Source organism: Bacillus sp. PK6-16 (assembly GCF_056530295.1).
Genome location: NZ_CP096511.1, coordinates 4,517,518 through 4,543,339, shown reverse-complemented (window position 1 = coordinate 4,543,339; position 25,822 = coordinate 4,517,518). Strand labels below are relative to the sequence as shown.

Sequence of the window (25,822 nt, the reverse complement as noted above, 5' to 3'; positions counted from 1 at the left end):
TACGATTAATCGTATGCTTTTATATCTGTTAATGATGGAAGAGAGGCAATTGCACCGTAATTTGTACATGTGATAGCGCCTACTTTATTTGCAAAGGAGATAAATGCTGTTAAGTCTTTGAAATGATACGAAAGTGTATGTTCACTTTGGGCAATCTGATATAACATTGCTCCAACGAAAGCGTCACCAGCACCAGTTGTATCGACTTGTTGAATGGAAATAGAAGAGACAATAGTTTGACCTTCATTTGTCGCAAGAAGGGTACCGTCTTTTCCAAGGGTAATAGCTACTACTTTTGCGCCATAATTTAATAATTTGAGTGCAGCTTGTTGTAAATCACTCTCTTTAGAGAGCATAGTAGCTTCCTCTTGACTTACTTTTACGAAGTGTGCATGTTTTATAAAGGTTAGACAATCTTGAGAGAATTGTTCTGTATTTGTAATGAGTGCACTTCGATAATTTGGATCAAAAGAAATAAAATGGCCTTTATCTTTCGCATATTGTAACAACTGAAAATACGTTTCTTTTAATGGGCTTGATAGTAAAGCTGTCGCTGAACCGAAATGTATTAAATCATTCGTTTGTATTTTTGATAAATCAATGCTATTGAATTGATATTCACCATCTGCACCACGCATAAAAGTAAAATCACGTTCGCCATCTTGATCGATGGATACGAATGCAAGTGTTGTTTGTTTATCTTTTATGAGCATGGATGTATCGACTTGCGCACGCTGTAAAGTTTGTTCAAGAAACTCACCAAATGGGTCGTTTCCTACTTGCCCCATAAATGTAGCGTGTCCACCTAATTTTGTAATCGCAGCAGCAACGTTAGCGGGTGCTCCACCAGCTTTTTTTTCGAAATCTGAACCGTTTACTAAAGAAACGTTAGTATTTCGGCACACAAAATCAATTAATAGTTCACCTATACAAAAGATATTTCTCATACAATCCCTCTTTTCAGCTTATATTGTGTGATGGTAAAGCTTAGTTTTGCATCTGAAAAGATTGCGATATGATGTTTCATGTCTTTTCGGGGAAAAACTCGGGACGTAAAGACTGTTGAACCATCGTATAAGAAAATTTCCACGATGCTTTTATCTACAAATATTTGTAGTTCTATCGTATCTTGAATATTGATTTTTTTACAGCGTTCAAATCCATATTCTCCGCCAAATTGATGGTAGAAGTTGCCCCTGTCTATAGAAATAGTACCTTGTTCCCGATTAAATGTAATGGGGAAACATTCCTCCTCATTGTGGAAGAGAGAAAGACCAAAACGCTTTGCATCTTCTGTTTTAAGTGTAACAATTAATTCATAGGAGTCTTCATCATCAAGCGTTGATAATACATTTAATCCAGCTGTTATATCTCCTGAAATGTCTTTTTTTGTTGTTCGTAGTTTTGTTAATTCTGAAACTGGTTTTTGTTTTAAGATGTTATCTTCTAATGTTAATTCACGTGGAAGTGTTAGGCAATGAGCCCACATATAATCATCAGAAGGATATGTGATTTCACTTGATCCTGCCCAAGCAAACAATAGGCGACGACTAGTAGAGTCTTCTAAAGTTTGAGGGGCATAAAAATCGAATCCTTTATCAGCTTCGTAATAGGAATCAACATGGAAATATAAATTTTTAATATCGAAATGGCCTATAGCATAAACGACATTGTATACATTGTGAAAGTTTTCTCCGTCTTTTTCAATTCCTTGCGGTGAAAAGAGAAGTACATCTTTCCCTGATAATTGGAAGTAATCGGGGCATTCCCACATAAATCCGAATTCTTTTAAGTTTGTTGTAATTTCGCCTTGGAAATGCCAATTGTATAGGTCTTGTGATTTGTATAGTAATAGAGTTCCTGTTTTATTTTCACGTTGGGCACCGAGTAACATATAGTACATATCATTATGTTTCCAGACTTTTGGATCACGTACATGTTTTGTATATCCGTCAGGAATTATATCAATAACAGGATTATTACTATATTTCGTCATCGTATATTGTGAATCCATTGTTGCCATACATTGTTTTGCATCACGGGAATCATCAGGCTTTTTTATATTCCCTGTATAAAGTAGATGAAGAAGGCCATCTTTTACGATAGCACTACCAGAATATGCACCGTGTGATTCATAGCTTTCAGTAGGGATGATGGCTACAGGCATACGCTCCCAGTTAATAAGGTCTTTTGACCTCACATGCCCCCAATGCTTCATTCCATGAATGGGACCAAATGGATACCACTGATAAAAAACGTGATATTCATCATTGTAGTATGATACACCGTTAGGATCATTCATTAATCCAAATGGTGGGTGGATATGATAAATTGGTTTCCATGAATCTTGGTTTGCAATTTCATATAAAGAATGTAATTCGTCTTTATTAGATTGCAGTATTGTTTTATATTTTGACATAGGTTTTCACCCCGTTATTATTTACTTTCTTTATATAAAATGAATGTGGCAACAAAAGCAGTGATAACTGCAATAGCGAAACCAATTATATAGTGAATCATGTTCATCATGCCAAGAGGTGCAACAATTGTAAGCATCGGAATACCTGTTAAACCGTATGCATTAGCCGCTACTTGCATCCAAACAACGTAAGCGCCTCCAATTGCGCCGCCAATAGCTGCTGCAATAAATGGTTTACCAAGTTTTAAATTGACACCAAAGATAGCTGGTTCTGTAATTCCTAAAAATGCTGAAGCTGCTGCTGGAATTGCAATTTCTTTCGTTTTTTTGTTTTTTGTTTTGAAATAGACAGCTAAAGTAGCACCGCCCTGTGCAACGTTCGCCATTGACCAAATAGGGAGTAAGAAATTGACACCGATATCTTTATTTGCGAGTAAGCCCGCTTCAATAGCATGGAAGCTATGATGTAAGCCAGTAAGAACGATTGTTGAATACAATCCACCGAATATAAGTCCAGCTACTGGTCCTGCAAATTGATAAATTGTATTTAAAAGGTACGTAATGCCGTCACCGATTTTATATCCAATTGGTCCGATAATAATAAGTGATAAAAAGCCAGTTATAATAATTGTTAAGAATGGTGTAACTAATAAATCTAAAGAGTTCGGAACACGTTTTCGAAGTTCTTTTTCAATTGTACTCATAACATATACACATAATAAAATAGGTAAAACAGTACCTTGATAGCCAATCATATCAATATCCATACCAAGGAAATGTAAAACAGTGGGTTTTGCATTTGAAAGAGTCCAAGGATTTGTTAAGTTTGGGTGAGTTAATATACCACCAACAACTGCACCTAAGAAAATGTTTCCACCAAATTCTTTAGCGGCACTAACTCCAATTAAAATAGGTAAAATGATGAAAGCTGCACTTGAGAACATATCAAGTAATTGGATAAGTGAGTGATCTCCAGGAACTAATTTAAACGCTTTCAACATTCCGAGTAGACCCATAAGTAAACCGCTTGCGACGATAGCTGGAATAATTGGAACAAAAATATTAGATAGTGTCTTTGCTAGGCGGGCGATAGGATTCATTTTTTTCTTAGGTATATCGTTTGATGTTGTAGAATCTAGTTCGGCTATTCCAATTAGTTTTGAGAATTCATCATATACTTTGTTTACTATGCCAGTTCCAAAAATAATTTGATATTGCTCGGTCGTTGCAAAAGCACCTTTTACTCCATCGATGTTTTCGATTTCTGCAGCGTTTATTTTCGTATCATCCTTTAATATAAGACGAAGGCGAGTCGCGCAATGTGTGGCACGAACAATGTTTTCCTTTCCACCAATATTCTGTATTACTTGAGTTGCAATTTGTTTCATATCCATAAAAATTCCCCCTTACTATAAATTTCTTTTTTGTGGAACCGGTTCCGCAAAAAGTTAAAATAAAAAACAGGGAAATGATGTTGAAAATCCTGTTTTTAAAATATGGAACCGGTTTTAATTTTATTATAGAGCGCCTTTATATTTTGTCAACGCTTTCTTGGATTTTTAATGTATAACGAGAGTGTAATATTTTTGGTATAGTTTTGTTTTCAACAAGCTGTGAAAGAGAAGTGGCAGCAAGCTTTCCAGCATACTCATAGTCAAACGCAATTGTCGTTAAACTAGGGTGTACCATTTCTGAAATATCATATCCACCGAATCCTGTTACAGAAATATCACCTGGTACAGAAAGAGAGTGGGAGTGAATGACTTTCATTGCGCCAAGAGCGATGTTATCTGTAGCACATACGATAAGAGTTGGGCGATTATTATCTAAAATATGTTGTACTTGTTTCATGGCATCTTCTATGCGGAAAGTTGTTTCGTAATATGAAACGTTGCAAGTCGGTTCTAAATTTTCAATTGCTTTTTGAAAACCATTTTTTCGATTTATTCCAACAGAAATATCATCTTTTTCTATCCCTAAATAGGCAATATGTCGATGGCCTTGCGATAAAACGTATGCCCCTAACTCATAAGCTGCATCATAATCATCGTGAACGAGGCAATATTGATCTTTATATTCTTGCCCGACGAATAAAATAGGGATGTTTGAATTAGCCATAATTTTTTGATGTTCATTCGTTAATGTTTTTGTTAATAAAATAATGCCAGCTACCTTTTGTTTTATAAAGTTTTCAATTGCTTGTATTTCAGTTCCGGTTGTTTGATTTGCATTTGCTACAAGCATTTGATAGTTATTTTCCTGTAATGTTTTATCGATCCCGATAAGTGTTTTCATTGTAGCGAAGGAGTCTAATCGGGGGATGATGACACCAATTAAATTTGTTGTTTTTGCTTTTAAACTTTGAGCAAATGTATTGGGAGAGAAATTTGTTTCTTGAATAATACCTTCGATTTTAAGTTTTGTTTTATCACTTACATATCCGCCGTTTAAGTAACGAGAGACTGTGCTTTTTGCAACTCCAGCCAATTTGGCGATATCTGCAATTGTTTTAGCCATAGTATTTCACCTTCGTATTCATAAAAATGTTAACTTTATTATAGGGAGAATTAGAGATGACGTAAACAAGAAGAGGGAAAGAAAAGACCACCTCACGTATATGAGGTGGAATAATTGTTAATATCTAGGCTTAAATGTATGACAACAAGTCTCTACACTCGTTGCTACAGAACTTTCTAGCGTCTCGTTTGTTAAAACAGCAGCTGTATATGAATCATTTTCAGTTTGACCAGTTTCATCTGCATCAGGCTGAACGATGATCGCACTTGCTTGACAAAAGTTACCTTGTCCCCAAAAAGAACAGTTGGAAACAGAACATCTTACTTCTGGCATAAAACCCCCTCCTTATACATTAGTGTGGGATTTTACGCCCATTTCATGTGTAGAAGGAGTTTCCTTTTCTAATTACTTTTTCGTTTGTTCAAGCCATTCTTTTAATTTGTCTTTCGGCTGTTCACCGCTAATACGGCTCACTTCTTTGCCATCTTTAAAATGAATGATTGTTGGTGTACCTTGAATTTTATATTCATCCCAAGGAGCATCTAATTTTTCAATATCCATAACTTTCATATCAACGTTCAAGTCTTTAGCCATTGGCACTACGACAGGAGATAATTTTTGGCAATGAACGCAAGATGTTTGATAAAAGTATACTGTTTCTTCTTTTTTCTCTTTTAAGTTCTTTTGAAGATCTGAAAGAGAAATTTTATTTGTGTAGTAGTCAGGACCATCTGTTTGACTACCAGTAGCATTATCAATTTTTTGGCTAGTTGAAGCGTTTTTTTCTTCCATTTGTGTTACAGCGAAAATTGCCACGAACAAGGCGATAATAATACCACCAAATATAAGCATTTTTTTCATTCTTTCATCTCCTTATTTGTTTTTGATGACAATAAAGCTACAAACAGCGATTGTAATAAAGCCGATAAGTGCTAAAAACGGGATTGTCACAAAGCCGAACCAGTTTATGTATTCTCCCGTACATGGTACACGTCCACAAGCTGCCCCAGCAGCTGAAAATGCTGCGACTTTTTGAATTGCATAGTGATATAAAGAAATACAAGCACCAATACTTGCAATTGGTAAAGAATAACTTGCAATGCGATAATCTTTCTTTGCTACAGCGATACCAAGCCATAAAACGAATGGATACATAAAAATACGTTGATACCAACAAAGAACACAAGGCTCAAATTTCATGATTTCGGAAAAGTACAGACTTCCTAGTGTAGCGATAAAAGAAGCTCCCCATGCGGTAAGTAAAGCATATTCTTGCTTTTTTTCTCGTCCCATATTTTATACCTCTCTTATAATAGTTACATACTAAATTATAGTATGAAGTGGTATGGAAAAGAAAGAAAAAATATGTTTATCAATAAAAGTTTTATAAGGAGAAACTTTTATTGATATAAACATTTTAAAAAAGCGCCATTCTCCGGAAGAGAATAGCGCTATATTTTACATTTGAATTTGTTCTACTTCTTCTACATGCGACTTTTGGGATGCGTGGTCAATATATTGAAATAGGAGCTGCAATTGTTTATCAACTTCTGGTAGTTCCTTGCTGTATTGATAAGCGTGTAAAAAATGCTCAATACGCTTAGAAAATAATTGATCGTTCGTTTGAACCATGAGAACGAGTAATTTATCCCAATTACAGCAATACGTGTAATAGAGAGCTTTATCATAGTCGTTATATGTTTGCACTGTGTACCCTCCTTACCGAGAGTTATATATAGTGTGTGATAAGTAAGGGGAAATACACTTGAAAGAATTTGTTAAGAAAAAAAGTGAATGAAAAGAAAAAACGAGGAGTTTCCTCGTTTTTTAAGCTTTTGGCATTGGCGTAGGTGTTGGTTTGCCATAGCCTTCTTTATATTTATTATCAATATAGTTACGAATTTCTAGCGTTGATTTTCCTTTTTGTTTCATGGAAGCAGATTCAACTGCGATTTCTAGGCAATTGACGCAAGTCGTTGCGTGGGAATCCCAAACAACTTCACCATTCTTTTTAATTTCACGGATAAAGCAGTTTTTATTATTTTTATGTCCTACACTTTCGCCGCAACCACAATAGCATGGAATCCAATCTAATAGCTCTGCATTTTGTCCAGCGACGGTGTAGATATCTTTCATTTGTGGATCAAGCTTATCTAGGAAGGTCGGAAGTGTGTCGACTCCTTTTGTTTTCTCTTGAATGTCAGCTTGCTGAGTGTGCGATGCGTGGTCATGTTCTTCTTTTTTTGATTCAGAAGATTTTTGGTCATTTGTACCAGTACTTCCGCATCCAGCAAGAATTAAGCTTAGTACTGCAAGTAAAGAAAATACATACTTTTTCATTCGCTTGTCCCCTTTACAAATGTATTAATCAAATTGTATCAGAGATTAAGGTGTATCGGTTGAAGATTTTTTTGACTGATTTTTGAAGCGCCATCTTAGCGAATGAACTAGAAATAAAATTGGGATATAAGCGTATACAATATACAATCCCGCTTGAGATAGTACAGTATTTAATGCGTTGATACTTTCCCGATTTTTAAAAAATAAAGAAGCTGTAAAAACGATGAAAATAAAAAATGGTAGTGTAAATTTAAATGAAATATGAAAGGAACGCTTCATCGTTTGACATGATGACCAAATAGTTAAACAAAGATTCGGCAAAATTATTAAAAACCAAACAAAAATAATAATATATTCGAACCGTTGAATAAAAGGAACTTTAATTATTTTTAACATCGTTAAAGTAGGCCAAATAGTGTGATTCAATTGTCCTTCACTATAATACATAAATGATACAATAGCTAAAACTACATAAATTAGAGTGCTAAAAACAATCCCTGCGTGAGCCCATCTTTTTAAAGATTTTCCTTTTTCAATAAAGGGATAGAAGATAAGAATTGTTTCAAATCCGAGAAATTCTAATGCAGATTGTTTTGCTGACACAAGTATGTCGAAAGGGGAATGCGTAAAAATAGGTAAAATATTACGGAAATGTGCATACTTCATCGGATAGACTAAAAAGAATACAACGAACATAGGAAGAACAATACCCCAAAAACATATCCCTGTCACAGAACGGAAGCCACCTTTTATAATGTAGTAAGTGACCAATAAAAACATTAGGGTAAGTTTCCATAACTTAATGGTAGGAAAGATCCAAACTTGTATTACTTCCATATATGTACGAAGAACAGTAAGGCAAAATAATAAGCAATAGAGAGTGAAAATTACCGAAAATATAGAGCCAATCCATTTTCCAAAGGTTGTTGTATGAATGCTAATTAAATCTCCGTCTTTTTCAAGCATTTTTAACATACAAAACAGTACAATATGAGTTGCAATACCTGCAATAATAAGAGAAATCCAAGCATCATAACCTGCATTTTTCAAAATTACACGTTGATATCCGAGAATTCCTATTCCGATTTGGAGAGAATGCAATAAAATAAATGCAAAATATGGAGAGACAGTTTTTGTTTTATTCATTGTATTCATTGCTCATTTCACCTCACTATTCCCCGATTCCAGATTGTACAATATTAAGATCTAAATTTATATCCACCGCTACATTTTGATACATATTTCGAATTTGTTTTATATTCCATTTTCTCGTATGGCTTCTAATTTCATCTCGTATTCCTAAAGGATCAATTTTCTTTTCTTGAAATTGTTTTATTAAATCTTCACAGTCTTTTTCAACATTTCGTTCAATTTGTTTTTTTATATAGTTGATATTTGTTTTTTTTCTTAGATCAATCCAATTTGGAGAGTTTTTAATTAATCCATTTAATTTTAAATGGATTTTTACTTTTGGTATGTCGCCAGTTTGATCTATATCATACTTATTTTCCCCAGCTAAGTTTTGTATAACAACCATACCTTTATGTTTATCCTTTGTTATCGCTGCTTCGTAACGTCCATTTTTCGTAGGATTAATAAGTAATTTTGCTAAAACAGAATGTCTTTTATCCGTATACATAACGACTTTATCGCCTTTTAAAAAAGCAAGTCCTTTGACAGCGACGGAATGATTATCGTCCATTTTAAGATAAGGGACATAGGCATCACATACAGAAGAGTAGTAATTATATAAAAAAATGTCTAATGCGGTTTGTGGAATGTTCTCATTTCGGATATTTTGTTCAAGTAAATCAGCAATGTATAAAGATCCATTTTTTTTTCCGTAATTTAAAAGTTCCTCAGCTGATCCATCTACAATTGCTAGTTGTACATCGCGCCCGATATTTGGGTCACGTTGTAAGTTAGTAATAATCTCTCCCATTCCGCGTTCTCCTAGAGCCTTTCCAAATAGGACGACACGCATTTGACCTACAACGACATTGTGCGGTGATTTTGCATTTAATCGTGAAGCGATTGTCTCAAGTGAACGGGCAGATGTTGATTGAGTTTCTGGTTTAGACTTTACACCATGTGTGTACTCTGGGAAGAGAATAGTTCCTTGGAATCTTTTGTTTTTAGTGATGTCAAATCCAGCGACATGAATAATACGCTGCGTATCCACTATATACGTTTGTGTACAGCCAGTTTGTAAAATGAAGAAGATAATGATAATAAGGTGCAATAAAATTTTCTTCATTCATTCTCACCATCACGTTTTTGCTTCGATTTGTTTGGATTGTAGCGCCATTTTGATTTTGGTCTAAGAAAAGAAGGTCTTTGTGCCGTTTGACTAAATGGTAATCGAAGAAAACCTTCTGCTGTACCTAAACCACGAAATGGATATAAAGGTAACAAATAAGGTGATCCAAGCGATTTTAATTTAATTAAATGAGCTAAAATAAATACAAATCCGACAGCGAGGCCTAATCCTCCGAATGCACCGGCTAAAAGAATAAGCGGAAAGCGTAACAACCGGATAGTAGAAGACATCTTTACTGTTGGTGTTGTGAAAGATGCAAGAGCGGATAAAGCAACTGCAATTAATAAAATTGTACTTGTCAAAGCTGCCTCCACGGATGCTTGGCCAATTACAATCCCCCCAACAATCCCGATTGTTTGTCCGACTTTTGTCGGTAAACGCGCTCCAGCTTCACGGAGCAATTCAATTGTAATTTCTAAAAAGAGTGCTTCTAGAATAGGAGGGAAAGGTACGTTAGCTCTCGAGAAAATAATAGGACCTAGTAAATCGGCAGGGATCATTTGATAATGATATGTTAAAGCCGCTGTATAAATAGCGGAGGAAAAAAGAGAAAATATAGCTCCGAAAAAACGAATAATACGAAAGAACGATCCAATCATCCACGGTAAATAATAATCTTCTGGTGAAATGAAAAAATCCAGTAACGTTGTTGGTCCTGATAAAGCATATGGAGAGCCATCTGTTAAGATTAAAACTTCCCCGTTAATTAATGCAAATACAGCTCGATCTAATCGTTCTGTAGGTAATAGAACAGGAAAAGGTGAATTGCTATTATCACTAATAAATTGCTCAATCATAGTTGAATCAAATGGGACATCAAAGTCAATGTCTTCTAGCCGTTGAATTGCTGTGTTGACAAATTGTTCATTTGTAATTCCTTCTATATAAGCAACTGCTACTTTCGTTTTTGATATAGATCCGACGGTAACTTCTTTAAAAATGAGTTGCTCCGTTACGATATTTCGGCGTAATAAGTGGATATTTGTATCAAGGTTTTCAACGAAACCGATTTTAGGTCCGATTACGCTATACTCATTTTCTGTATCGTTATATAATCGTTTTCCTAAAACAGTACTTTCGGCACGAATTAAAGCATATTGATCAGGATTCGAATTGTTTTTTAAGCGTATTAAAATATATCCACCTAATAATTTTTCACGAATATCATCAATAGAAGGGGAGGTAATAATGTCTTCAATAGAGATGATATTACATAAATCAGAGATGTTTTGGATTTGGTCCGATTCCTTTTTTAGAGGAGTTAAAATGAATTGTTTAATAATAAGTGCTTCCACGACAGATTTATAATAAAACAAGCACAACGTTTCATCTTTAAGTATGTTATAAGAGACAAAATCGCTTGATTCTTTCATGGTTTGTATAAATTCTGGGATAGAACAAAGTGTTTTTGTATTAGTCTTTTTTGATTTTTTAGATGATAAACCGAACATTTTCTCACCCCTAACATATATCATTTACTTGTGTTAGTTTTTGGGAAAGACGGGAATTTATACTTAAAAATTGAAAGTTCATAAAGAAAAGGAAGAGTGGTGAATGGCTCTTCCTTTTTAGCATTTTAATTTGTTTTTTGTTCTTTAATAGACTTCACTAATTTCATCATTTCCGCTCGTATATCTTCTCTTTTTACATTTAATTTTTCGGCAATTTGTTTAATGTCCATTCCATCTTTTTTCATCTTTAATACATCATCAAGAGGAGTATTGCTTTTTTGAGAGATGATTGTTAACACAGTAAGATGACGCAATTTGATGTTATATTCTTTCATTTTTTGCTTTAGCTGATCCGGTGTGGATTTTTGCATAGTTGCTAACTGTTGTAGCAGTGCTTGCTTTGTTTCTTTATTCATATGATGCTTTTTCAGCTTACTTGGATCTATACCGAAATGCTCGGCTGTTTTCTCCCAAGATTTATTTTGCTTATAGTAAGCTAAAACATCTTTTATTTCTTTATTACTAATTCTTGCAATATGAGCAGCTTTCCAAATTTCATGTTTGTTATAGCCGAGTTTTTCTAGCGATTGCATTTCTTCTTCTGAAATTGGGTTATGGTGATGCAGTGTTACTTCTTTTGGCGTGGCAGCGGATATAGGGAAGGTGGATATCCCGCATAATAATGCTGCCATAGTCATACAAACAGCGATTTTTTTGTACATGTAAACTCCTCCTAGATGGATAATGTAGAAAACTGTACACATATCATTTCCATAAAATGTGAAATACTTGTGAACAAGCTAAGTTTTTTTATTCACAGCATGAAATGACGTTTTTAGAAGTTTTCCAACATAAAACATTGATTAATAGTAAAAAACTAAGGTATAATCGAAATTGAAAATCAATATCAATACTAACGATAAACTTATACATATAGATAAAAATAAGGGAGAGATAAATATGACTACATATACTTCCATCGCAAATGTGATTAAAGAAAGACGTTCTGTACGTACATTTACAGATAAAGCAGTAGAAAAAGATTTATTAATTGAACTATTAAACGACGCAACATGGGCACCTAATCATAAGCACCGTGAACCATGGAATTGTAAACTATACATCGGAGAAGGCCGCAAGAAATTAGTAGACGCAGTATTAAACTCTTTCACAGAAGAAGAAAGAGCGAAACGCGGTAAAATTTTATCAGATCGTTTTTTAAGCACACCTGCACAAATCGTTGTATATATGAATGAAGATCCACGTCAAATTCAGCGTGACGAAGATTACGCTGCAACATGTGCATTTATGCAAAACTTCCAACTTCTTGCTTGGGAACGTGGATTAGGTTGTGTTTGGAAATCAGGCGGATTAAACTACAATCCATTATTTATAGAAGGAATCGGTTTAACAAGAGGCCAACGTATCGTTGGAATTCTTCATATCGGCTATTTCGATAAAGCACCAGAAGGAAAAGCTCGTACTCCGATTACGGAGAAGATGGAGATTATTGAAGGTTAATAGATGAGACATTCTCGTTTTTGCGGGGGTGTCTTTTTATTATGCAATCAATCCTCATGAAAGCTTGTTCTTCATCATACACTTTCTTAAGGGAAAGTGTAAGGAGGGAAAATAATGAGAGCAAGTGACGATAAAGCACTGCAATATGCGATTGCGGAAATTACGGAAATTGCGACTGGATTTGGGCTTGATTTTTATCCGATGCGTTATGAAATATGTCCAGCGGAAATTATTTATACATTTGGTGCATATGGGATGCCGACAAGGTTTTCACATTGGAGTTTTGGAAAACAATTTTTCAGAATGAAATTACAATACGATTTAGGACTTAGTAAAATATACGAACTCGTTATTAACTCTGATCCATGTTACGCCTTTTTATTAGATACGAACTCTTTAATTCAAAACAAATTAATTGTAGCGCACGTTTTAGCACACTGTGATTTCTTCAAAAATAATATTCGTTTTTCAAATACGAAGCGAGATATGGTAGAGAGTATGGCGGCAACAGCGGACCGTGTGAAAGCGTATGAGCATAAGTACGGAAAGGCAGAGGTAGAAACATTTTTAGATGCCGTACTTGCCATTCAAGAGCATATTGATCCGTCGCTTATGCGTCCGAAGCTCGCATGGAGTATTGATGATTTAGAAGATGAAGAAGTAGAAAAGAAAAAGGTGTCGCAATACGATGATTTATGGAATTTAGATAATCGCAATAAAAAGCAGGAACGTTCTAATGTGCGTAAAAAGAAGAAAATTCCACCACAACCAGAGAAAGATTTACTGCTCTTTATTGAAGAATATAGCCGTGAGTTAGAAGATTGGCAGCGTGATATATTAACGATGATGCGCGAAGAAATGTTATATTTTTGGCCACAGCTTGAAACGAAAATCATGAACGAAGGCTGGGCATCCTACTGGCATCAACGCATACTTCGTGAAATGGACTTAACCTCTGATGAAGCTATTGAATTTGCGAAATTAAATGCAGGTGTTGTACAGCCATCAAAAACAAGTATTAATCCATACTACCTAGGTATTAAAATCTTTGAAGATATTGAAGAACGGTACAACAATCCAACAGAAGAAATGAAGCGACGAGGCGTAAAACCAGGATCTGGCCGTGACAAAATGTTTGAAGTACGCGAAATTGAATGGGACGTATCGTTCCTAAGAAACTACTTAAATAAAGATCTTGTTATGCGAGAAGATATGTACTTATTCCAGCGCCAAGGAAAAGAATATAAAGTAATAGATAAAGAATGGGAAAATGTGCGTGATCAACTTGTAAATATGCGGACAAATGGTGGGTTCCCGTACTTAGTAGTAGAAGATGGAGACTACTTAAAGAACGGAGAATTATACATTAAACATAGTTACGAAGGAATCGAGCTCGATTTAAAATACTTAGAAAAGGTATTACCATATCTTCATCAGCTATGGGGAAGAACGGTGCATATGGAGTCTATTGTGGAGAGTAAGGGCGTTGTGTTTTCTTATGATGGGAAGATGGTGCATCGGAAGTATGTGTGAGGGGAAGAATGGACATAGGATACTGTGTCCGTTCTTTTTATTTGGAACTAAGTTAAATATGTTATTCTTGAAAAAAGGGAGTTACATAGAGAAATGGAGAGGTTCAAATGGGCAAAGTAGGGGTAGGTAAGGTGGATATTACGCCGCCTATAGGTATTGATTTTGTCGGATACCATAGAGAGACAGGAATAAATAATATTGAAGAACGTATTTATGGAACGGTTTTTGTATTTGAAAAAGATGAAATGAAAACTGTGTTTATAAGCATTGATAATATTGGAATGTTAATAGAAGATACGAATATGATTCGTGAGCGAGTAGCAAGAGAACTTCATGTTCCATTTGAGCAAATAACAGTTGTTTATACACATACCCACTCTGGTCCAGAAACGGTCGGTGATAATCCGCTCGTACAGTCGTATAAAATGATTTTAGTAAATAATGTAGTACATGGTGCTGTTACTGCGAATAACAATTTGAAGCTATGTGAAGTTGGCTGGGGTGTTACGACAGGTGATATTGGGGTAAATCGAAGAGAGAGAACATCTGATGGAAGAGCGAAGATGGGAACAAATATAGATGGTGTTGTAGATAAGCGAATTGGTATGTTAGCAATAAGAGACGCTGAAACGAAGGAGTTATCTGGGATTTTAGTATTTTGTACTGCGCATCCGAATGTTTTAAAAGGAAATAGTGATGAATTATCAGCGGATTATCCTGGAATGACGAGAGAGATTTTAGAGCAGATAGTGAACTGCCCTGTTATTATCGTTCAAGGTGCCGCTGGAAATGTGAATGCGAAATATCGCGGTTCAAGTGAAGCGTTAAAACAAATGGCTTACATACTTAGTGGACATGTATTAACGATGTTACTAACAGTTACATATAGTCCAATTGTAAAATTAAGGACAGTTTCAAGTACGATGCAAATGAAGTTGAAGGATATTCCTGAAATTGATGAGATACGAAGTATGGCTCGATTAGCCGAGAAGCAGTGGGGCGTGAATACGGATGAATGGCTTGCTATCGTTTTAGAGAAATATGAGCAAGGTATTCGGCGGTTAAGTATTGATTTAGAAGTGCAGTTGTTTCAAGTTAATGATGGTATGTTTTCAGGTTTACCGATGGAACCTTTTTCTGAAACGGCATTAGAAGTGAAAGAGAATCTTCAAAATGAATTAGCTTTCTTTGGTGGATATACGAATGGATATATTGGTTATTTACCAACGAAGGAAGAATTCTCATATGGTGGGTATGAAGTGGAATTAAGCCCTGTTCTGTATGGACCGGTTACGAATTTATTGATACCACCGGAGGAGAATACTGCGGAGTTGGTTGTGAAGAGAGTTATGGAATTATATAACGCGTAAAAAATATATTCAGTAGAATAAAATTTAAAGAAATTCATGATTTTTAATACATCTGTAGAAAACGAATCCATTTTGAAGAAGATGAATCAAAATGGATTCGTTTTTTGTTTACCAGACAGGTCGTATATTTGATGATAATTTCTCTGTATTTTCTTTAGTAACGAATGTTGTTAAATCTTCTTTTAGCATTTGCATTCGTTCTGTACCTATGTTTTCAATCCATCGCTGTTCTATTTCAGCTACTATTTCTTCTTTTGCTTTCATTACTGACAAACCACGTTCGGTTAAAACGATGATTTTACCTCTTTTATCAGTAGGATGTGTTTTGCGTGTAACGTAGCCATTACTCTCAAGAGAATCCACCATTTTACTTACAGCTTGTTTGGAAATCCCCAAATACTCAGCTAGCTCTATACCAGTTGCCCCATTCGGAAGGATGCGTTTGAACATAAAACCATGTGCTGGCCTAATATCTTCAAATCCTAATTCACTTAATTTGTCATGTAGCTCAGTAATTAATGTGCTAAATGATAATGATAAAAGCGATGTAAGATCTAACTCGTTAAATGTTTGATCCATATATATAACCTCCGTACTTGTAGTCAATTAAGTTGACTATATGTAATACCTATTGTACTATACATAATATAGTCAATCAAATTGACTATATTATGTATAGTACAAATAATGATTTATATAATATAGAATCAATGGAGGTTTCACATGGTTAATATCGTGAAAATTAGAGGGAGTGTATTTGCACCGTATGCATCGCTGGAACCTATTAAGGACCCTGCAACAGGAAGAGTGTTTGAATATGCTGGAGATGCACGTGAGTTTACACCACAAGCTGTGAACACAAAGCGTTCAAGGTTAGAACAAGAAGTGAATATTGATTTTTATAAAAGAGAAATTTTCACATATGCAGATGCTTGTATCGTCACCGTGAAGATTACAAATTCAGATGGCTCAATTGAGTATCAAAAGGGAGAAACAAGTACAGAAAACATTGTATGTACAAATATTGTATGGAGTGAAGATGAAGTTTCATTTGAAATGAGAGCAAGTGCAAGTAATCCTTTAAACGCAGCAGCACCTGCAGCTGATTATTTTTTGACTATACGAGCTAATGAAAGTGGTACTGTGAATATTGAAGGTGTACATGATGGTTTCCCTTGCTATGAATTTTATAAACAAGTAGATTTTGGTTCGTTTGAATTGATATACACACATGATTTCAGAAAAACGGATGATACCCCAGCAGCACTAGCTGGAGAGATGGAATATAGCTTTAAAACGAAAGTCTAAACATAAATATAGCGTTATTTTTTAGAAGGAAATAGAAAAGTAAAAGAGAAATCTATTGGTTTTAGGATTGAAATTATGGTCTGTTTTATTTAATAAGCATTCAGCATCTAAAATAAAATTATAGAGGTGTTTCTTATGACTAATATCGTGAAAATTAGAGCCAGTGTATTTATTCCAATGTCTTGGACTGAGGCTAAGAAGAATATGGAAACAGGAAAAGTAATTCAATTCGAAGGTGATTCACGTGAATTCACACCGTATGCGGTAAATGCGATGCGCTCTAGAGTTGAGCAAGAGGTAGTAGTTGATTTCTATAAAGAAGAAGTGTTTTCATATGCGAACACGGGTATTACGACCGAGAAGATTACAAGTCCAGATGGTTCTGTGAGTAAAAGAACAGGGAAAGCAAGTACAGAAAATATTGTGTGCACTGATATCACATGGAATTCTGAAGGTGTGCAATTCAAAATGAGTGCGAGTGCAAGTAATCCATTAAATGTATATGCACCTCCTGTGGATTATGTATTAAATGTATGTGTGAAACAGGATGGTAGTATTGATATTCAAGGGGAGCATGATGGATTCCCTTGTTTTGAATTTTATAAGCAAGTAGATTTCGGTTCATTTGAAAAAATATATACACATGATTTTAGAGAAACTGGTGATACAGCGGCAGCCCTAGGCGGGAACATGGAGTATAGTTTTACAAAGAGATTATAGGAAGTATGACGATAGAACGATGGATTGCTTCATTCGTAAAGAACTTGGAAATATCTAAGTTCTTTTTTTGTTTCAAATTTGTGAAAGAAAGACATATTGATTGAAAATAAATTTTTTATACTCTATCATATACCCATACAGGTATAGGTTTTTCTGTGTGATGCATGAGAAAATTAAATAATATGGAGGTTCGAAATATGTTTAGAAAAATTGTTGTAGTAGGCGGAGTTGCTGGCGGGGCATCAGTAGCTGCAAGGCTTCGTCGTTTAAGTGAGGAAGATGAAATTATTATGGTTGAACGCGGTGAATACATTTCGTTCGCAAACTGTGGATTGCCATATTATATTGGCGGTGTCATTACAGAAAGACAAAAGTTATTAGTACAAACTGTTGAAAGGATGTCAAAACGTTTTAATTTAGATATACGTGTATTGAGTGAAGTTGTAAAGATTAATAAAGAAGAGAAAACAATTACGATAAAGAATGTAACTACAGATGAAACATATAACGAGGAATATGATGTTTTGATTCTTTCACCAGGGGCGAAACCAATTGTTCCACCTATTCCGGGCATTGAAGAAGCGAAGGCGTTGTTTACGTTACGAAATGTACCTGATACTGATCGTATAAAAGCGTATATTGATGAGAAGAAACCACGTTATGCGACGGTTATTGGTGGAGGATTTATTGGAGTGGAAATGGTTGAGAATTTAAGAGAACGCGGGATTGAGGTTACTCTTGTAGAGATGGCAAATCAAGTGATGCCACCAATTGATTACGAAATGGCGGCATATGTACATGAGCATATGAAGGTGCACAATGTTGAGCTTGTTTTTGAAGATGGTGTAGATGCGTTAGAAGAGAATGGGACTGTTGTACGTTTAAAAAGTGGCTCAGTTATAAAAACAGATATGATTATTTTAGCAATTGGTGTACAACCAGAGAGTAGTTTAGCGAAAGATGCAGGATTATCATTAGGAGTTAGAGGAACGATAAAGGTAAATGAGAAATTTCAAACATCTGACCCATATGTATATGCAATTGGTGATGCGATTGAAGTGAAAGATTTTGTTACAGAAACAGAAACGATGATTCCTTTAGCGTGGCCCGCTAATCGTCAAGGTCGTATGTTAGCAGATATTATTCATGGCCATACGGAGTCTTTATATAAAGGTACGATGGGAACTTCTGTGGCTAAAGTTTTTGATTTAACAGTTGCTTCGACTGGAGTAAATGAGAAAATATTAAAACGATTAAATATACCCTATGAGGTAGTACATGTACAGGCAAATTCTCATGCAGGATACTATCCGAATGCTACGCCAGTGCTAATAAAATTAATTTTTAATAAAGATAGCGGAAAGATTTACGGAACACAGGCTTTAGGGCGTGACGGGGTAGATAAGCGTATAGATGTTATCGCGACGGCAATGAAGGCAAACTTAGCTGTAATCGATTTACCAGATTTAGAATTATCATATGCCCCGCCGTATTCTTCTGCAAAAGATCCAGTAAACATGGTGGGGTATGCCGCAAGTAATATAGTAGATGGTTTTGTGGAAACGGTACAATGGCATGAAATAGATCGTATTGTTGACAATGGTGGATATCTTATAGATGTTCGGGAGCCCAATGAACTAAAACAAGGAATGATTAAAGGCTCTATTAATATTCCGTTAGATGAATTACGTGATCGATTGGATGAAGTGCCAATGGACAAAGAAATATATATCACTTGTCAACTTGGTATGAGAGGGTATGTTGCAGCGCGCATGTTAATGGAAAAAGGATATAAGGTAAAGAATGTAGATGGTGGTTTTAAATTGTATGGGACAGTACTGCCAGAACGTGTTGTATATTGATATTTTTCATCTTCTACTTCAAGATTTAGTGGAAGATAAAAACTTATAGATTAAGGTTTTATTTTTTGTTTTGCGAACATATAAGGTGAAAATTTAAAATAGGGGTTTACAAAATACCCTATAGGGTATAATATATTGTCATAGGTTATAAATAGTGACATAATGGTAATGAGGTGATTATAGGATGGAATATAATCAAGATATGAAAAATAGATTGAAACGTATTGAAGGTCAAGTTCGTGGTGTGCTTCGTATGATGGAAGAAGGAAAGGATTGCCGAGAAGTTATTACACAGTTAACGGCATCTCGTTCTGCCCTTGATCGTACAATTGGGCTCGTTGTTGGAACGAATTTAGAGCAATGTTTGCGTGAACAGTTTGAAAGTGGTAATGGTTCAAATGAAGAGTTAATTAAAGAAGCTGTTCAATTACTTGTAAAAAGCCGATAATCTGTCAAACGTAAGTATTGACAGATTTTCAAAAACATTTTAACATACCCCTACAGGTATGTGTATATAAATTATGGAGGAATCGACTATGAGTATAAAAGTGAATATGAGTTTAGATTGTAAAGGGTTAGCTTGTCCGATGCCGATTGTGAAAACGAAGAAGGCGATAGAAGGATTGGCATCAGGACAAGTGATTGAAATTAAGGCAACAGATAAAGGATCTACGGTAGATATACAAAGCTGGGCAAATAAAGTAGGGCATCAATATATCGGGACGAAACAAGAGGGCGATGTTTTGATGCATTACATTAGGAAAGCGCATGAGCATGAAGTGAATGAAGTAGCAAAGTATCCTCATACAATTACGAATGCAGAGTTGGAAGAGATATTATTAAGTGAGGAAGAGTGTATTGTATTAGATGTTCGAGAAGCAGCGGAATTCGCTTTTGGTCATATTCCATCGGCCATTTCGATGCCGTTAGGAGAGTTAGACAGTGCAGTGTTAGATGAGACGAAGCAAATTTATGTTGTTTGTCGAACTGGTAACCGTAGTGATGTAGCTTGCCACATGTTGAAAGAGAAAGGTTATGCAAATGTGAAAAATGTCATTCCAGGCATGTTAGAGTGGCAAGGGAATATAGAGAAATAAATTTTTTTGAATAAAAATATACCTATGGGGGTAATAAGATGAATGTTAAACCGTTACAAGCAAAAGATGTTGCAGAGAAAGTTTTATTCGGAGAGTTATTCATTTTAGATGTTCGTAATGAGGCGGATTATGAAGATTGGAAAATTGAAGGGAAACAAGTTTCTTCTATTAATAGACCTTACTTTGACTTGTTAGATGGTGTAGATCATATTGTAAGTGAATTACCTAAAGATAAAGATGTTTTAGTAGTATGTGCAAAAGAAGGGTCTTCTATATTTGTGGCAGAGCAATTAACAGAGGCTGGATTAGAAAATATTTATTATTTAGCTGGTGGCATGAAGGCTTGGAGTGAATATGTAAAGCCTATAAAAGTTGGAGATTTAAAAAATGGTGGAAGTATGTATCAGTTTAACCGCCTTGGAAAAGGCTGTTTATCTTATATGGTCGTTTCAAATGGTGAAGCAGCAGTTATTGATGCAGTAAGAACAGCCGAGGCATATGAAGAATTTGCGAAAGAGCATGGCGTTACGATTACGAATGTAATGGATACACATTTACATGCAGACCATATTTCCGGAGGACGTAAGTTAGCGGAAAAGGTAGGTGGTACGTATTGGTTACCACCAAAAGATGCAGAGGAAGTTGTTTTCTCATACGAACCGCTTGTTGAAGGATCTGTTATTACGGTGGGGGGTACTAAAATTGTAATTGACGCATTATACTCACCAGGGCATACGATTGGAAGTACGTCATTCATTGTAGATGATTCTTATTTATTATCAGGCGATATTTTATTTGTAGATTCAATTGGGCGTCCTGATCTTGCTGGTAAGGCTGAAGATTGGGTAAGTGATTTACGTAATACTTTGTATAGCCGATATAAAGAGCTATCTCAAAATTTAGTTGTGTTACCGGCTCATTATTCAAAAATAAGTGAAATGAACGAAAGTGGTATTGTTAGTGCAAAATTAAAAGATTTATTTGAGCATAATGCAGGATTAAATATTGAGGATGAGGGAGAGTTCCGTAAAGTTGTAACAGAAAACTTACCACCTCAGCCAAATGCATATGAAGAAATTCGTCAAACCAATATGGGTAAAATTCACCCAAGTGTGGATAAAGAGCGTGAAATGGAGATTGGTCCAAATCGTTGTGCAGTGCACGAATAATGAAATAAATAAAAAATGGAGGAATTGATGATGAATATAAAACAAGTGTTAGATGCGAAAAGTTTAGCATGTCCAATGCCGATTGTAAGAACAAAGAGAGCAATGGATGCTCTACAAACTGGAGAAGTGTTAGAAATACATGTAACGGATAAAGGGTCAGTTAAGGATATTCCAGCGTGGGCAAATAAATGTGGCCATGACATCGTAAAGCTTGAAGAAGAAGGCGATGTGCTGAAGTTTTGGATTATGAAGGCGTAGTGAAGCAATAGTTTTGTAAATATAGAGAGGTTGGTTATATGAACACAATATTAAGTACACTTTTCATTGTACTTGCTGCATGGTTTGTTATTTCACGATTTTTACCAGTGAAAGGTGTTCAAAATATAAATGGCAAAGAATTGAAAAGTATAGTGGGGAAAAAGGGGAAGTATTTTATTGATGTCCGTACAGTAGGTGAATATAGAGGGAATCATATGAAAGGCTTTCAAAATATCCCCCTAAATGATCTAGCAAGTAAGGCGAATCAATTAGATAAGAATAAGGAAGTAATCGTTATTTGCCAAAGTGGAATGAGAAGTAAGCAAGCAGCAAAGGTATTGAAAAAACTAGGGTTTCAGCAAGTAATAAACGTTTCAGGTGGTATGAATGGTTTGTGAGGAGGAAATGTAAAATGAAAGAAATGACTACAAAAGAATTAGAAGAAAAATTGTTGCGTAAAGAAGCGGTAAATATTGTGGATGTACGTGAAGTAGAAGAAGTAGCTGAAGGGAAAATTCCAGAAGCATGTAATATTCCACTAGGACTATTAGAGTTTCGTATGCATGAATTAAATAAAAATCAGGAATATATTATCGTTTGTCGTTCAGGCGGGAGAAGTGCAAGAGCTGTTCAATTTTTAGAAAGTTACGGTTTTCAAGTAATCAATGTGGTAGGTGGTATGTTAGCTTGGGAAGGAAAAGTAGAATAGGGAGAAACAATTTTTTATAAATGAAAAAATACCCCTATAGGTAATTGGAGGGAGAACAATATGGAACAACAGAAGAAAACAACAATCGTTTTATTTAGCGGAGATTACGATAAAGCAATGGCTGCTTATATTATTGCAAATGGTGCAGCGGCGTATGATCAAGAGGTTACTATTTTTCATACTTTCTGGGGATTAAATGCTTTAAGGAAAGATGAACATGTGAATGTAAAGAAAACATTTATAGAAAAAGTATTTGGAAAAATGATGCCACGCGGTGCTGATAAGATGGGGTTATCCAAAATGAATTTTGCTGGTATGGGACCAAAGATGATTAAAGGCATTATGAAAAAACATAATGCAATGCCTTTGCCAGATTTAATTGATTTGGCAAAAGAACAGGGGATTAAACTTGTAGCTTGTCAAATGACAGTAGATTTATTAGGGTTAAAAGAGGAAGAGATTATGGAAGGCGTAGAGTTTGCAGGTGTAGGGGCATATTTAGCAGATGCTTCGGATGGGAATGTAAACTTATTCATTTAATCACCTTCTTTTTAGAAGGAGGGGGATGTAAGGTGAGTGGAGTATTATTACTTTTTATAATTGGGTTTATAGGATCGTTTATATCAGGAATGGTTGGAATTGGCGGTGCAATTATTAATTATCCGATGATCTTATATATTCCGGTATTGTTAGGATTTACTGGCTATACGTCACATGAAGTGAGCGGTATTACAGCGGTACAAGTATTCTTTGCAACTTTTGCAGGTGCCTGGGCATATCGGAAAAGTACTGATATGAATAAAATGTTAGTTGTGTATATGGGAGCTAGTATATTAATAGGAAGTTTTATAGGAAGTTTTAGTGCAAATCTATTAGATGAACACGCTGTAAATGTTGTTTATACAGTATTGGCGACCATTGCAGCTATGATGATGTTTGTACCGAAGAAAAATAATAGTGGAGCAGTTAAGTATAATAAATGGTTAGCAAGTGTGTTAGCGTTTATTGTAGGAGGTGTTTCGGGCATTATTGGAGCTGGAGGTGCGTTTCTTTTAGTTCCTATTATGCTAGTTATTTTAAAATTACCATTGCGCATGACGATAGCGACATCTATCGCTATTACGTTTATTTCCTCAGTAGGGATTACGACTGGAAAAGTGATTACTGGACAAGTAGTTATCATTCCAGCTCTAATTATTGCGGTTGCAAGTATATTTGCTGCGCCACTTGGAGCGCGAGTCGGGAAGAGGATAAATCAAAAAGTACTACAATATATGTTATCGATTTTAATTGTCGGCACTGCTATTAAGATGTGGATTGATATGATATCGAAATAAAAGGATGGGCTGCTTGCAGCCCATCCTTTTATTTATGCCCAAATAACTTTCATTAAGTTTTTATATTCGTCATTCGCTAATTTATATAGCATTCTCGTATGTTCAAAGACAAGTGCTGGATTAAAGTTTGGTTCTGAGAATGCAAGAGATGTTGAAATATCAATTGCATTTTGCTTATTTAATGTGAATTTTGCAAAGCGATAAGATGTATTTAATTCATTGATGACATGTAAAATATCATTTGTTGATGTTGCATCAGGTACGTGAGCAACATTGAAGCAGTATATATCCACCGTAGGATGTTCGTTTTGGAAAGCAGCGATAAGTTGAATTTTTGCGCCAGCTTCAGTCTCTAATCCTACTGAAAAATGAACAGAGCCATCATTTTCATCTATATTTTCTTCCATGTATATATCGTTGGATTTTAAGTAGTCTTTAAAATCTGAGATGTTATGTTTTACTGCAGCTTTCATATGTATGAGCCCCCTGATAATTGGAATAGATTGCTACTATTTATTATAATTTAAAAATATTAAAAAAGATAGTTAGAAAGTTCTGATTTTTAATTCTGAAGAAATAAAAAGAAGCCGTACTCTACCTCCATAGAGTACGGCTTCTTTACTATTCATTGTCGTTAGACGATGTTTCTGTATCTTCACTGCTATTCTTGTTCTTATTTTTCACTTCATTGTTACTTGATTCGCGTTCACTTGAATTTTCAGACTTAGATTCTTTTGTCTTTTTCGAATCAGAGTCTGAGTCAAACTTTGTATATGCAGGTAGTCCAAGATGAGTACGAAGTTCATTTGTAACATTAGCTAATTCTTTTTTATCTGGATTGTAGTAGTAAGTTCGACCACCACCAGCAGATTTGCTACAAGTATCGTCACCTTTTGCCATATAGCAATCATCACCTTGGATTTGTAATTTCTCAATTTCCGAATCCGATCCATATTTATAGAATGAAAGCATATCATCAAATGTTAAGTTTGTAACGAATTGGCCGTTAATATCATCAATGATGTTGCCAACTTTTGTTACAGAACCAACACTTGTTAGTTTCTTTAAAATAGCCTCGATAACGAGTTGTTGACGTTGTCCACGCATTGCATCACTATCGATGTGTCTTGTTCTAGCAAGAGCAAGAGCTTCTTCGCCATTTAGCTTTTGAACACCTTTTTCTAGGTGAATAGCCTCAGCATTATCATTGCTATCTTGCTCAGTAAATTCAACTGGTACATCAACTTCAACACCGCCCAAGTCATCGACGATTTTTATAAATGATTTAAAGTTGAATTTTACAAAATAATCGACAGGAACATTCATTAATTTTTCAACTGCATCAATGCTTGCTTGTGGTCCACCATTTTTTCCGTTTTTAGCAGAACCGAATGCATGAGCGTGTGTAATTTTATCTTTTTTCTTTTCTATTGGAATATAAGTATATGTGTCACGTGGGATACTTAATAGTTTAACAGTTTTGCTATCTTTATTAAATGTTGCAAGTAAAAGCGCGTCTGTTCTTATAGCTTCACCATATTCTTTTCCACGGACATCGCTTTCATCAACACCCATTATTAAAACAGAGACATTGTTTGTAATAGGTTTTACAGCCTTATCACGTAAATCAGATTTATCACCGCGTGCTAAATCGTGTGCGGCATTTCGAACAGCAGAAGATGCTTTATTTACTAAAAACCAAGTATAACCGCCGCCTATTAATAAAACGAATAGTATAGCGCTTATAATAATTTTTATTTTTTTCTTATTTTTTTTCGGTTTATTGCGTGTATTTTCTTGCAAAGATGGGTTTTGCTCCATTTCCTGTACTCCTTCATTTGGATTGAAATACGACACTCATATCCACTTATTATAATGAAATTTAGCGAAA

General features: G+C 35.2%; 30 protein-coding genes. 14 read left to right on the top strand and 16 right to left on the bottom strand.

Annotated features, from left to right (window positions below; genetic code table 11):
- Positions 1 to 5: 5 nt before the first annotated feature.
- The 13 genes from M1D66_RS23340 to M1D66_RS23280 form a co-directional block, all read right to left on the bottom strand.
- The gene (locus M1D66_RS23340) at positions 6 to 947 is read right to left on the bottom strand and encodes a carbohydrate kinase family protein (RefSeq protein WP_006914785.1); all 942 of its coding nucleotides are present in this window, start codon (positions 945 to 947) and stop codon (positions 6 to 8) included.
- Positions 944 to 2,419, bottom strand: a complete 1,476-nt coding sequence (gene scrB, locus M1D66_RS23335) for a beta-fructofuranosidase (RefSeq protein WP_000049751.1) — start codon at positions 2,417 to 2,419, stop codon at positions 944 to 946. The genes M1D66_RS23340 and scrB overlap by 4 nt, the downstream gene beginning before the upstream one ends.
- 17 nt (positions 2,420 to 2,436) lie before the next feature.
- Complete coding sequence (locus tag M1D66_RS23330; RefSeq protein WP_000367318.1) at positions 2,437 to 3,813, bottom strand: sucrose-specific PTS transporter subunit IIBC; 1,377 nt, start codon at positions 3,811 to 3,813, stop codon at positions 2,437 to 2,439.
- Between the two features lie 136 nt (positions 3,814 to 3,949).
- On the bottom strand, positions 3,950 to 4,936 hold the full coding sequence (locus tag M1D66_RS23325; protein WP_001140402.1) for a LacI family DNA-binding transcriptional regulator: 987 nt from the start codon (positions 4,934 to 4,936) through the stop codon (positions 3,950 to 3,952).
- Positions 4,937 to 5,053: 117 nt separating this feature from the next.
- On the bottom strand, positions 5,054 to 5,269 hold the full coding sequence (locus tag M1D66_RS23320; RefSeq protein ID WP_001115482.1) for a DUF1540 domain-containing protein: 216 nt from the start codon (positions 5,267 to 5,269) through the stop codon (positions 5,054 to 5,056).
- Positions 5,270 to 5,341: 72 nt separating this feature from the next.
- On the bottom strand, positions 5,342 to 5,797 hold the full coding sequence (locus tag M1D66_RS23315; RefSeq protein WP_242554862.1) for a thioredoxin family protein: 456 nt from the start codon (positions 5,795 to 5,797) through the stop codon (positions 5,342 to 5,344).
- Between the two features lie 12 nt (positions 5,798 to 5,809).
- The gene (locus M1D66_RS23310; RefSeq protein ID WP_000532263.1) at positions 5,810 to 6,229 is read right to left on the bottom strand and encodes a disulfide formation protein C; all 420 of its coding nucleotides are present in this window, start codon (positions 6,227 to 6,229) and stop codon (positions 5,810 to 5,812) included.
- 165 nt (positions 6,230 to 6,394) lie between these two features.
- The gene (locus M1D66_RS23305; protein ID WP_001195459.1) at positions 6,395 to 6,643 is read right to left on the bottom strand and encodes a YhdB family protein; all 249 of its coding nucleotides are present in this window, start codon (positions 6,641 to 6,643) and stop codon (positions 6,395 to 6,397) included.
- A 120-nt stretch (positions 6,644 to 6,763) separates the two neighbouring features.
- Positions 6,764 to 7,276, bottom strand: a complete 513-nt coding sequence (locus tag M1D66_RS23300) for a PCYCGC domain-containing protein (protein ID WP_000761026.1) — start codon at positions 7,274 to 7,276, stop codon at positions 6,764 to 6,766.
- 45 nt (positions 7,277 to 7,321) lie between these two features.
- Positions 7,322 to 8,431 (bottom strand): GerAB/ArcD/ProY family transporter, encoded by a 1,110-nt coding sequence (locus M1D66_RS23295; RefSeq protein ID WP_001095034.1) that lies wholly within the window; start codon positions 8,429 to 8,431, stop codon positions 7,322 to 7,324.
- A gap of 16 nt (positions 8,432 to 8,447) precedes the next feature.
- Positions 8,448 to 9,533 carry a Ger(x)C family spore germination protein gene (locus M1D66_RS23290; protein ID WP_000722252.1) on the bottom strand — a complete coding sequence of 362 codons (1,086 nt, stop codon included), beginning with the start codon at positions 9,531 to 9,533 and terminating at the stop codon, positions 8,448 to 8,450.
- Positions 9,530 to 11,047: a spore germination protein gene (locus tag M1D66_RS23285; RefSeq protein ID WP_000467496.1), complete on the bottom strand. Its 1,518-nt coding sequence runs from the start codon at positions 11,045 to 11,047 to the stop codon at positions 9,530 to 9,532. Before M1D66_RS23285 ends, M1D66_RS23290 begins: the two co-directional genes overlap by 4 nt.
- 125 nt (positions 11,048 to 11,172) lie before the next feature.
- A complete protein-coding gene (locus tag M1D66_RS23280) occupies positions 11,173 to 11,769 on the bottom strand; it encodes a hypothetical protein (RefSeq protein ID WP_000276964.1) in 597 nt (198 codons plus the stop codon).
- 238 nt (positions 11,770 to 12,007) lie between these two features.
- Between M1D66_RS23280 and M1D66_RS23275 the strand changes: the two genes are divergently transcribed.
- The 3 genes from M1D66_RS23275 to M1D66_RS23265 all read left to right on the top strand — a co-directional run bounded on the left by M1D66_RS23275 (position 12,008) and on the right by M1D66_RS23265 (position 15,471).
- On the top strand, positions 12,008 to 12,568 hold the full coding sequence (locus M1D66_RS23275; RefSeq protein WP_000214821.1) for a nitroreductase family protein: 561 nt from the start codon (positions 12,008 to 12,010) through the stop codon (positions 12,566 to 12,568).
- 114 nt (positions 12,569 to 12,682) lie between these two features.
- Positions 12,683 to 14,101: a stage V sporulation protein SpoVR gene (gene spoVR / locus M1D66_RS23270; RefSeq protein WP_001202693.1), complete on the top strand. Its 1,419-nt coding sequence runs from the start codon at positions 12,683 to 12,685 to the stop codon at positions 14,099 to 14,101.
- A 107-nt stretch (positions 14,102 to 14,208) separates the two neighbouring features.
- A complete protein-coding gene (locus tag M1D66_RS23265) occupies positions 14,209 to 15,471 on the top strand; it encodes a neutral/alkaline non-lysosomal ceramidase N-terminal domain-containing protein (protein WP_242554861.1) in 1,263 nt (420 codons plus the stop codon).
- A gap of 108 nt (positions 15,472 to 15,579) precedes the next feature.
- Here the strand turns inward: M1D66_RS23265 and M1D66_RS23260 are convergent, their stop codons facing one another.
- Entirely contained in the window at positions 15,580 to 16,050 is a 471-nt protein-coding gene (locus M1D66_RS23260; RefSeq protein ID WP_065224725.1) for a MarR family winged helix-turn-helix transcriptional regulator, read from the bottom strand.
- A 144-nt stretch (positions 16,051 to 16,194) separates the two neighbouring features.
- Here M1D66_RS23260 and M1D66_RS23255 point away from each other — a divergent pair, with 144 nt between their 5' ends.
- The 11 genes from M1D66_RS23255 (at position 16,195) to M1D66_RS23205 (ending at position 23,931) form a co-directional block, all read left to right on the top strand.
- Entirely contained in the window at positions 16,195 to 16,779 is a 585-nt protein-coding gene (locus M1D66_RS23255) for a DUF3238 domain-containing protein (protein ID WP_000247264.1), read from the top strand.
- Positions 16,780 to 16,914: 135 nt separating this feature from the next.
- The gene (locus M1D66_RS23250; protein WP_000182103.1) at positions 16,915 to 17,499 is read left to right on the top strand and encodes a DUF3238 domain-containing protein; all 585 of its coding nucleotides are present in this window, start codon (positions 16,915 to 16,917) and stop codon (positions 17,497 to 17,499) included.
- Positions 17,500 to 17,696: 197 nt separating this feature from the next.
- Positions 17,697 to 19,361 carry a CoA-disulfide reductase gene (gene cdr, locus M1D66_RS23245; RefSeq protein WP_000488695.1) on the top strand — a complete coding sequence of 555 codons (1,665 nt, stop codon included), beginning with the start codon at positions 17,697 to 17,699 and terminating at the stop codon, positions 19,359 to 19,361.
- A 184-nt stretch (positions 19,362 to 19,545) separates the two neighbouring features.
- Entirely contained in the window at positions 19,546 to 19,809 is a 264-nt protein-coding gene (locus M1D66_RS23240; protein WP_000456206.1) for a metal-sensitive transcriptional regulator, read from the top strand.
- An 88-nt stretch (positions 19,810 to 19,897) separates the two neighbouring features.
- Entirely contained in the window at positions 19,898 to 20,458 is a 561-nt protein-coding gene (locus tag M1D66_RS23235; RefSeq protein WP_242554860.1) for a sulfurtransferase TusA family protein, read from the top strand.
- 38 nt (positions 20,459 to 20,496) lie between these two features.
- A complete protein-coding gene (locus tag M1D66_RS23230; protein WP_001101332.1) occupies positions 20,497 to 21,627 on the top strand; it encodes an MBL fold metallo-hydrolase in 1,131 nt (376 codons plus the stop codon).
- 27 nt (positions 21,628 to 21,654) lie between these two features.
- Positions 21,655 to 21,885 carry a sulfurtransferase TusA family protein gene (locus M1D66_RS23225; RefSeq protein WP_242554859.1) on the top strand — a complete coding sequence of 77 codons (231 nt, stop codon included), beginning with the start codon at positions 21,655 to 21,657 and terminating at the stop codon, positions 21,883 to 21,885.
- A gap of 38 nt (positions 21,886 to 21,923) precedes the next feature.
- Positions 21,924 to 22,283, top strand: coding sequence for a rhodanese-like domain-containing protein (locus tag M1D66_RS23220; protein ID WP_001092318.1), 360 nt, complete (start codon positions 21,924 to 21,926; stop codon positions 22,281 to 22,283).
- Positions 22,284 to 22,297: 14 nt separating this feature from the next.
- Positions 22,298 to 22,594, top strand: coding sequence for a rhodanese-like domain-containing protein (locus tag M1D66_RS23215; protein WP_000661810.1), 297 nt, complete (start codon positions 22,298 to 22,300; stop codon positions 22,592 to 22,594).
- 60 nt (positions 22,595 to 22,654) lie between these two features.
- On the top strand, positions 22,655 to 23,134 hold the full coding sequence (locus tag M1D66_RS23210) for a DsrE/DsrF/DrsH-like family protein (protein WP_000437741.1): 480 nt from the start codon (positions 22,655 to 22,657) through the stop codon (positions 23,132 to 23,134).
- Positions 23,135 to 23,166: 32 nt separating this feature from the next.
- A complete protein-coding gene (locus M1D66_RS23205; RefSeq protein ID WP_000017249.1) occupies positions 23,167 to 23,931 on the top strand; it encodes a sulfite exporter TauE/SafE family protein in 765 nt (254 codons plus the stop codon).
- 32 nt (positions 23,932 to 23,963) lie between these two features.
- On the opposite strand, the gene M1D66_RS23200 is transcribed toward M1D66_RS23205, so the two are convergent.
- Complete coding sequence (locus tag M1D66_RS23200) at positions 23,964 to 24,404, bottom strand: hypothetical protein (protein WP_000642362.1); 441 nt, start codon at positions 24,402 to 24,404, stop codon at positions 23,964 to 23,966.
- Positions 24,405 to 24,552: 148 nt separating this feature from the next.
- On the bottom strand, positions 24,553 to 25,752 hold the full coding sequence (locus M1D66_RS23195) for an LCP family protein (protein WP_000437390.1): 1,200 nt from the start codon (positions 25,750 to 25,752) through the stop codon (positions 24,553 to 24,555).
- Positions 25,753 to 25,822: the final 70 nt, after the last annotated feature.

What these genes read in the sequence shown, in the direction of transcription:
- M1D66_RS23230 (WP_001101332.1), top strand. Translation starts at nt 20,497, where the DNA reads ATGAATGTTAAACCGTTACAAGCAAAAGATGTTGCAGAGAAAGTTTTA.
- M1D66_RS23325 (WP_001140402.1), bottom strand. Translation starts at nt 4,936, where the DNA reads ATGGCTAAAACAATTGCAGATATCGCCAAATTGGCTGGAGTTGCAAAA.
- M1D66_RS23320 (WP_001115482.1), bottom strand. Translation starts at nt 5,269, where the DNA reads ATGCCAGAAGTAAGATGTTCTGTTTCCAACTGTTCTTTTTGGGGACAA.
- M1D66_RS23250 (WP_000182103.1), top strand. Translation starts at nt 16,915, where the DNA reads ATGACTAATATCGTGAAAATTAGAGCCAGTGTATTTATTCCAATGTCT.
- M1D66_RS23290 (WP_000722252.1), bottom strand. Translation starts at nt 9,533, where the DNA reads ATGAAGAAAATTTTATTGCACCTTATTATCATTATCTTCTTCATTTTA.
- M1D66_RS23235 (WP_242554860.1), top strand. Translation starts at nt 19,898, where the DNA reads ATGAGTATAAAAGTGAATATGAGTTTAGATTGTAAAGGGTTAGCTTGT.
- M1D66_RS23265 (WP_242554861.1), top strand. Translation starts at nt 14,209, where the DNA reads ATGGGCAAAGTAGGGGTAGGTAAGGTGGATATTACGCCGCCTATAGGT.
- M1D66_RS23315 (WP_242554862.1), bottom strand. Translation starts at nt 5,797, where the DNA reads ATGAAAAAAATGCTTATATTTGGTGGTATTATTATCGCCTTGTTCGTG.
- M1D66_RS23310 (WP_000532263.1), bottom strand. Translation starts at nt 6,229, where the DNA reads ATGGGACGAGAAAAAAAGCAAGAATATGCTTTACTTACCGCATGGGGA.
- cdr (WP_000488695.1), top strand. Translation starts at nt 17,697, where the DNA reads ATGTTTAGAAAAATTGTTGTAGTAGGCGGAGTTGCTGGCGGGGCATCA.
- M1D66_RS23240 (WP_000456206.1), top strand. Translation starts at nt 19,546, where the DNA reads ATGGAATATAATCAAGATATGAAAAATAGATTGAAACGTATTGAAGGT.
- M1D66_RS23260 (WP_065224725.1), bottom strand. Translation starts at nt 16,050, where the DNA reads ATGGATCAAACATTTAACGAGTTAGATCTTACATCGCTTTTATCATTA.
- M1D66_RS23195 (WP_000437390.1), bottom strand. Translation starts at nt 25,752, where the DNA reads ATGGAGCAAAACCCATCTTTGCAAGAAAATACACGCAATAAACCGAAA.
- M1D66_RS23200 (WP_000642362.1), bottom strand. Translation starts at nt 24,404, where the DNA reads ATGAAAGCTGCAGTAAAACATAACATCTCAGATTTTAAAGACTACTTA.
- M1D66_RS23210 (WP_000437741.1), top strand. Translation starts at nt 22,655, where the DNA reads ATGGAACAACAGAAGAAAACAACAATCGTTTTATTTAGCGGAGATTAC.
- M1D66_RS23225 (WP_242554859.1), top strand. Translation starts at nt 21,655, where the DNA reads ATGATGAATATAAAACAAGTGTTAGATGCGAAAAGTTTAGCATGTCCA.
- spoVR (WP_001202693.1), top strand. Translation starts at nt 12,683, where the DNA reads ATGAGAGCAAGTGACGATAAAGCACTGCAATATGCGATTGCGGAAATT.
- M1D66_RS23295 (WP_001095034.1), bottom strand. Translation starts at nt 8,431, where the DNA reads ATGAATACAATGAATAAAACAAAAACTGTCTCTCCATATTTTGCATTT.
- scrB (WP_000049751.1), bottom strand. Translation starts at nt 2,419, where the DNA reads ATGTCAAAATATAAAACAATACTGCAATCTAATAAAGACGAATTACAT.
- M1D66_RS23300 (WP_000761026.1), bottom strand. Translation starts at nt 7,276, where the DNA reads ATGAAAAAGTATGTATTTTCTTTACTTGCAGTACTAAGCTTAATTCTT.
- M1D66_RS23330 (WP_000367318.1), bottom strand. Translation starts at nt 3,813, where the DNA reads ATGGATATGAAACAAATTGCAACTCAAGTAATACAGAATATTGGTGGA.
- M1D66_RS23255 (WP_000247264.1), top strand. Translation starts at nt 16,195, where the DNA reads ATGGTTAATATCGTGAAAATTAGAGGGAGTGTATTTGCACCGTATGCA.
- M1D66_RS23220 (WP_001092318.1), top strand. Translation starts at nt 21,924, where the DNA reads ATGAACACAATATTAAGTACACTTTTCATTGTACTTGCTGCATGGTTT.
- M1D66_RS23340 (WP_006914785.1), bottom strand. Translation starts at nt 947, where the DNA reads ATGAGAAATATCTTTTGTATAGGTGAACTATTAATTGATTTTGTGTGC.
- M1D66_RS23280 (WP_000276964.1), bottom strand. Translation starts at nt 11,769, where the DNA reads ATGTACAAAAAAATCGCTGTTTGTATGACTATGGCAGCATTATTATGC.
- M1D66_RS23285 (WP_000467496.1), bottom strand. Translation starts at nt 11,047, where the DNA reads ATGTTCGGTTTATCATCTAAAAAATCAAAAAAGACTAATACAAAAACA.
- M1D66_RS23275 (WP_000214821.1), top strand. Translation starts at nt 12,008, where the DNA reads ATGACTACATATACTTCCATCGCAAATGTGATTAAAGAAAGACGTTCT.
- M1D66_RS23215 (WP_000661810.1), top strand. Translation starts at nt 22,298, where the DNA reads ATGAAAGAAATGACTACAAAAGAATTAGAAGAAAAATTGTTGCGTAAA.